A 6,606-nucleotide genomic window follows, 5' to 3' on the forward strand; every position below is an offset into this window, starting at 1 on the left:
ATGCTCCAAGTCGCCGATACAGATAACGCTCGTCGCTATCAGTCCGTTGTTGCGGAGAAAGCAGATGGTGCGACCTATACCCCTCAGATCCTCGCGCGTTTCGTGTCTGAGCGGATTGTGGACAATGCCTCGCTGGAAGACCGCAAGACCATCACCATTCTTGATCCTGCGATTGGTGATGGCGAGCTGGTGCTGGCCTTGCTGGAGAGCTTGCAGGGCAGAACGCAGGCCGCATTGAGCGTGCGCGGATTTGATACGAATGCAGCGGCGCTGAAAGAATCCTCACGCCGTATCCAGGCCGCGTTCCCGGACGTAGCGCTTGAGCTGAGCTCTAGCAACTTTTTGGATTTTGTGCTGGACGCGGCAGGAGACTATGCAAGTCCCTCGCTCTTTTCGCCCAAAGAGCCGCCCCTGTTTGATTTGATCATTGCCAATCCGCCTTATGTGCGCACCCAGATCATGGGATCGGAACGCGCACAGCAACTAGCTGTGCGTTTCGGGCTGACGGGGCGCGTGGACTTGTATCAAGCGTTCCTGCTTGGCATGGCGCAGGTTCTCGACCCTCACGGCATAGCAGGGATCATTGTTTCAAACCGCTTCATGACCACTAAGGGTGGTGGCGCATTGCGCGCAGCATTGCGCGAGCGTCTTGGCCTAACTGAGATATTCGATCTCGGGGATACGAAACTCTTTAACGCTGCGGTCTTACCTGCTGTTCTGGTTGCGAAAGGATCTGCCAGCAGCATTACCGAGGCAGCACGTTTTGTCTCGATTTATGAGACCAATGATAAGGCACAAACTGCGGAAGAGTTGCGCGATCCTATCGAGGCACTTGCGCATGCAGGAATTGTCAGCATCGCAGACGGACGGCGCTTTTCTGTGCGCCATGGTATCCTGGAATCTTCAAGCGATACTGGAGAAATTTGGCGACTAACCAGCGAATCCGGTGATCAATGGCTGGCATGTGTAGATGCCCATAGTTGGAAGCGCTTTGGCGAGATCGGTAAAATTCGTGTGGGCGTTAAGACCTGCGCTGATAAAATCTTCATCCGCCATGACTGGGATCACACAATGGGTTCCGATAAGCCGGAACTTTTACGACCTTTGACCACGCATCATGGCGCCGGCAGATTCCGCGCGACGATTCCTAAAAAAAGCCGTTCCATTCTCTACACCCATGAAGTCGTGCAGGGCAAACGTCAGGCTATTCCGCTTGATGATTTCCCGAAAAGCCGCGCTTATCTGGAAACCCACCGCGCAGCGCTAGAAGGCCGCTCTTATGTGATCGACGCAGGGCGGCGCTGGTACGAAATCTGGGTGCCCCAAGACCCGCAAGCCTGGAGCGCTCCCAAACTAGTGTTCCGTGACATTTCCGAACGCCCAACCTTCTGGCTTGATCTGGATGGCTCTGTGGTCAATGGCGATTGCTATTGGCTGGTAGCCAAAGGCAATGGCGATGAAGATTTGCTATGGCTGGCCTGCGCAGTCGCCAACTCGACCTTTGCAGAAGCCTTCTATGATCATCGCTTCAACAACAAACTTTATGCTGGGCGCAGGCGTTTTATTACACAATACGTAGAGAACTTTCCGCTGCCTGATCCTGCATTGCCGCTCTCGCAGGACATCATCGCCCTCGCCAAGACCATCTATCATTCCAACCATGGGCCGGATGCAGAAGGTCTTGAACGCGAGCTAGATCAGTTAGTCTGGGAAGCCTTTGGCCTACCCCTCGAAAAAGTCAGCAGGTAGCGGAATTTGTAGCTTGGCGTTGAGAACCTTCCCCTGAAACTGAGGAAAGCGCGAAAAAAACGCCTCGCCAGTCGAGAGGAAAAAATGCGTCAGCGTCACCATGCCGTTAGCCACATTTGCGTAGAAAATCCCGTAGCGCACGTCACAATGACGGATTTGCTTTCCGCCGATCATAGGCACATCGAGCGGCTCGACGCTTTCAGGCGTAACAAGCCCAAGATCAATGGTGGGCGAGGTCTGCAGCTTTACCTCCAGCAATTGATGGCGCACATCTGGAAACTGCCCGTCGTCTTGATAAGTGCGATATCCCATTGCCTGGCAGACAAGGCGGTGTAGAGCAGCCCCGCGATTGCGCTCCTGATCCGCTCCAGCATCCACAAAGCTCGCCCCGATCAGTGTGCTGAGTTTTTGATAGACCGACTGGATCGCAAGAACTTCGCCCTCAGCCGGATGGAGGATAGGCGAGGCAACACCCGATAAGTCAACAGCAGGCGCTACGAAGGGCGAAATGTGCGCTGTATCATGAGGCGCGATCAGCTCTGTCGCGACAGTACCTGGAATGCAGCGTGCCTGATACTTGCTGGTCAACGTTCCGGTCTTATCCAGCAAGGCCAGCGTATCACCCGTCACCACTTTAACCTTGGTGATCTCGGCATGTTTTTCCTTGGTGAGCTTGTCTTCATATTCAGAGATGCGGATAACCACATATCGACGCGAGGCGGAAAGCTCTTCGTTCCAGACTTGCAAATTATTTGATTTCTGGGTGTAGGTATCAAACATTTGCCCCGGAAAGCGGGGCTGGCTCTTCTTGAAGGATTTAGGAACAGGATAGCCAAGAACCTCGCAAATACGGATCTTTACGACTTTCGATCGCGTGCGTAGCGGTAATCCTGTCAGAGAGAGGCCGCGCAGGCCGTCATCCAGCAGCGCTTGAAGCTCAGGTGTGGGAATCCAGTAGTCCGGATCACCGATGGCAACCGGATCGTAAATCGTCAGACCTTTTTTGCGGATGGCTTGAATATAGCGTTGCGGGTTGGTCGGTGGTGCGACAGTCATTTTTCCTCGGGCGTCAGAAGATCAATCACAGAGACGCCAAGTGCAGTGGCGAGCAATTCCATAGTGCTTAGGGTCACGTTACGTTCGCAGCGTTCGACCGAGCCGATATAGGTGCGGTGAATGCCGCACAGATCAGCCAGTTCTTCTTGTGAAAGGCCTTGCGTGTGACGAAGTCGCCGCACGTTATCAGCGAGCGTACCGATCAAGGTGCGGCTGGGCTTCCTAAGTTTTTGAGGAGACATGCTTCTTTGCAAAATAACGAATCTAATAGAAAAATCGTCACTTGATGCCTTTAAGTCTACAGACCATGAGTAGCCAAAGAGAGGCTTGGCGTTGCCAATTTGCTGTCTCTGGGTACGAGGTCATACCCTGACAGAGCCTGCAGTATCTGCGTGGGCAGCCTTTGCGGCGGCGGAATGGCCTCAAGATGAACAATTCCAATCCGTGAGCTGATGGCCCGTAGGTATCAGAACATCCCTATTTGGCTAGTCGTGATACTAGATCACGACATCAATAAGCTTCGCCTAGCAGGAGATCCAAGAGGGCGCAGCACCTCTGGCCCAATGGCAATTAGCGGAGCGGCTCGTAGAGAATTGCCTAGTGGGTTGTCATTTAAAATGACAATTCTCCCCCACCGGCCTACGCTGGCCCCATGTTCAAAGCAGCCATACGCGTCAACAAGATCTCCACCATCGCCCAGCTTCGCGGGGCGTCCCTCCATGCGCAGCGTCACGACGAGACCGGCAAGGCCCGTGTACGCGAGGATGCAGAACCCGGCTTCGGCCTTGCCTGGTCAAAGGCCGAGAACGACCGCGACTACCTCGCAGCCTTCAAGGCGCACAAAGCCGAGCTGGGAGCCGGCGAGCGGAAAGGCTCGCCCCTCTGCCTGCAAGCCATCTGCGTCGTGTCTCCCGAATGGGTGCAGAAGGCTGGCAACCTCCACGACCCAGAGAACCCGCACAACCGCCAGCTCTTCGATCACGCGAAGGCATGGGCCGAGAGCTGGGGCGGCAAGGGATCGGTGATCGCCACCCGCCTCGATCTCGATGAGAAGGGCGGCGCCGTGGTCGACGTGATGGTCTCCCCGGTCCGGGAAAGCCGGGGCAAACCGGTGATCTCGACCAACAAGGCGCTGCAGGAGCTGAAACAGGACACCGGCGAGCGCAACGAATACTCCGCCCTGCAAACATCCTGGGCCGATTGGTGCCGCGAACACCTGGACGCCGAGATCGTACGCGGTACCCGGAAAGAAATCACGCAACGCCAGCATCTGTCTCCGGAAACCTATGGTGCGGTCATGGACAAGGCCCGTGAGAGCGTCAGAGCGCCCTCTAAGGGGCTCTGGGAAGCTATCAGGGACACAGACCTCTCAGAGCGCGATGCAGAGGCCCTGAGTGAGTATCTCATGCTCAAGGGGGAGGTTGCCCGCCACAAGGCCTTAGGCGCGTCCTACGAGCCTCCTAGGGGCGCTCTGGGCCTTCACCGCGTCGAAGGGGATGAACACACTGACCCGTGGCCTTTAATCGAGGCCGTTCGATCTGGGGCGGAGCGGGTGTACGAAGCGGCCCACGGGATAGGCATGGGGCTACTTGCTAACATGAATGATCGCTATGAAGCCGGGCGCGGTCTCTTCCCCAGCTTATCCGACCGAATGCACTTGGCGGCGGTGGTCGCAAAATGCGGAGCCTTCATGGCAAAAGTCGAAGCTTCTGTGAAGAATCTACTTCGACCGGATGGGGTCCAGATCGAGGAAGGTATGTGCTGGCCTCAACAGGCCGCAACAGAGGTTCAGCGTCATGACCGGAACCTTGGCCTTGAAGCACCGCATGTCAGGGAAGAACCTCAAGTAGAGCGTGAGCATGATTTACCTGAGCGGGTTGATCGAGGCCGAAGCCACGGTCTCTGACCCCTAGTGTTAATAGTGTTACCTACGGAGTATGTTACGGGGCCAAAAATCACCCGTAACATGCCGATATCAAAGCAATAAAGTATCCACAGGGTTCCGAAACTAACGAATTTGGGTTCCGAAACTAACGAATTTGGGTTCCGAAACTAACGAAGCCAAAACGCTCTCACGCAGGGTCCTGATATAACGAACTTGACGAATGGGTGAGCCATGCTTGATGTTGGTTCCTGATGTAACGAACAGCACTAAGGCAGATGGATGGCTCTACTCCCTGACAGGCACCCCCAGAAGGATTTCTTCATCCTCGACATCTCTGATGTGGTGCCGAAGGACGATATGGCCTCAATGGAGCATCCGCTGTTCTCGCTCGCGACGAAACCTGACATGCGCCACCTCGAATATCGCGGTGGCGACAACAGGCTGAAGATCGTCCCCTCTGGGGTCGGCCTGCCCACGATTTTTGACAAAGACATCCTGATTTTCTGCGTGAGCCAGCTCATGCACCGAAAGAACCGAGGGGAGAAAATCGGCAAGCGGGTCCGTTTCAGTGCCCGTGAGCTGATGATCACAACCAACCGTAAGACAGGCGGGGTCGAGTATCAGCGCCTGGAACAAGCCTTCCAAAGGCTCATTGGCACCACGTTCCAGACGGACATCCAGACCGGCAACAAGCGTGAAACACGCTTTTTCAGCCTGCTGGAATCCGGCAGCGGCTTCGTGATGAAGGAGGAAGGAAAGTGGCGGCTCGATTACTGTGAAGTGATCTTGTCTGACTGGGTCATGCGCGCGATCGAAAGCGACGAGGTCGTCACGATCTCCAACGACTATTTTCGCCTGCGCCGCCCGCTGGAACGCCGTCTGTATGAGATCGGCCGCAAGCATTGCGGCAGCCAGCCGAAGTGGCAAATCGGCCTCGCTAAGCTTCAAGAGAAGACTGGCAGCAACGCCCCCTTGAAGAAGTTCCGGCTAAACCTGCGTCAGATCATCCAGGACGACGACACCCCGTTCTACCGCATGGAGCTGACGGCTGATGACTTGGTGATCTTTCGTCCGCGCTCTCCGCAAGCCAGCCTCACACCCGACATCAAGCTCCCAGAATGGGCCGAAGAGAAAGCGCGGGATATCGCCAGAGAAGGAGGCCGGGACTACTATGCCCTCCGCTCTGACTGGCTGGCATTTGCTAAGAGCGAAGCGGCCAAAGGGAACCCACCGAAGAACGCGGGCGCTGCTTTTGTGGCCTACTGCGGGAAGCAAGACAGCCTGCGCTAACCCCGCCAAAGGCGCATTCGCTTGGCATTGCGCCACGCAACACGCTACCTTGATGCGCAACACCACAATACAACGGCGCGCAACACCATGAAATACTCACTCTCCGAGGCCGCAATTGCCACAGGCAAAAACAAGACAACAATCCAGAGGGCAATTAAAAACGGCAAGATATCAGCCTATAAAGGCGACAGTGGCTCTTATGAGATAGACCCGTCAGAGCTTCACCGTGTCTTCCCTGCCGTTGCAGCAGCATCTGTTGCAAAATCCACCCAAAGCAACTATGCGCAACACGCAAAAAGCACCAGCACAAACAGTGATTTAGCCCGCATTCTTGAACTCGAAAAAGAGCTGGCCGTCGCACAAGAACGAGCCAACGGACTAGAAGCCCAGAAAGACCAAATGGCGGACACGATCAGCGACCTGCGCAAGCGCCTAGATAGCTCCGAGGGACGAATAACTGCACTTCTAGCTGACAGCAGACCGAAGCGCAGTTCTTGGTGGCCATGGAAACGAAGCGAGACGTGAGGCCTGCTTCAGGCGCATCGCTTCGTGTCCACGAAGGAGATTTCCTTGACCTTCAGTCGACGAAAAGACTACTATAAGTAGCACCAAATTTTGAGGTTTGC

6 protein-coding genes are annotated in these 6,606 nt (G+C 55.4%); 4 read left to right on the top strand and 2 right to left on the bottom strand.

What is annotated here, in order from left to right; all coding sequences use genetic code 11:
* Nucleotides 1-1,749: an Eco57I restriction-modification methylase domain-containing protein gene (locus tag RPE78_RS18695; RefSeq protein WP_330628034.1), complete on the top strand. Its 1,749-nt coding sequence runs from the start codon at nt 1-3 to the stop codon at nt 1,747-1,749.
* Here the strand turns inward: RPE78_RS18695 and RPE78_RS18700 are convergent.
* Together RPE78_RS18700 and RPE78_RS18705 are read right to left on the bottom strand one after the other, a co-directional pair.
* Nucleotides 1,723-2,805, bottom strand: coding sequence for a hypothetical protein (locus RPE78_RS18700; RefSeq protein ID WP_330628035.1), 1,083 nt, complete (start codon nt 2,803-2,805; stop codon nt 1,723-1,725). The genes RPE78_RS18695 and RPE78_RS18700 overlap by 27 nt on opposite strands.
* Complete coding sequence (locus RPE78_RS18705; protein WP_406721748.1) at nt 2,802-3,011, bottom strand: helix-turn-helix domain-containing protein; 210 nt, start codon at nt 3,009-3,011, stop codon at nt 2,802-2,804. The genes RPE78_RS18700 and RPE78_RS18705 overlap by 4 nt, the downstream gene beginning before the upstream one ends.
* A gap of 446 nt (nt 3,012-3,457) precedes the next feature.
* Between RPE78_RS18705 and RPE78_RS18710 the strand changes: the two genes are divergently transcribed.
* From RPE78_RS18710 to RPE78_RS18720, 3 genes are all read left to right on the top strand, one after another.
* Nucleotides 3,458-4,711, top strand: coding sequence for a hypothetical protein (locus RPE78_RS18710; protein ID WP_330628031.1), 1,254 nt, complete (start codon nt 3,458-3,460; stop codon nt 4,709-4,711).
* A gap of 258 nt (nt 4,712-4,969) precedes the next feature.
* Complete coding sequence (locus RPE78_RS18715; RefSeq protein WP_330628032.1) at nt 4,970-5,980, top strand: replication initiator protein A; 1,011 nt, start codon at nt 4,970-4,972, stop codon at nt 5,978-5,980.
* A gap of 21 nt (nt 5,981-6,001) precedes the next feature.
* Nucleotides 6,002-6,505 (top strand): hypothetical protein, encoded by a 504-nt coding sequence (locus RPE78_RS18720; protein ID WP_330628033.1) that lies wholly within the window; start codon nt 6,002-6,004, stop codon nt 6,503-6,505.
* The last annotated feature ends 101 nt before the right edge of the window (nt 6,506-6,606 follow it).

Source organism: Thioclava litoralis (assembly GCF_045278885.1).
GTDB lineage: Bacteria > Pseudomonadota > Alphaproteobacteria > Rhodobacterales > Rhodobacteraceae > Thioclava > Thioclava litoralis.

Excerpts from the sequence above, each read along its gene's own strand:
- RPE78_RS18700 (WP_330628035.1), bottom strand. The coding sequence starts at position 2,805 with ATGACTGTCGCACCACCGACCAACCCGCAACGCTATATTCAAGCCATC.
- RPE78_RS18710 (WP_330628031.1), top strand. The coding sequence starts at position 3,458 with ATGTTCAAAGCAGCCATACGCGTCAACAAGATCTCCACCATCGCCCAG.
- RPE78_RS18715 (WP_330628032.1), top strand. The coding sequence starts at position 4,970 with ATGGCTCTACTCCCTGACAGGCACCCCCAGAAGGATTTCTTCATCCTC.
- RPE78_RS18695 (WP_330628034.1), top strand. The coding sequence starts at position 1 with ATGCTCCAAGTCGCCGATACAGATAACGCTCGTCGCTATCAGTCCGTT.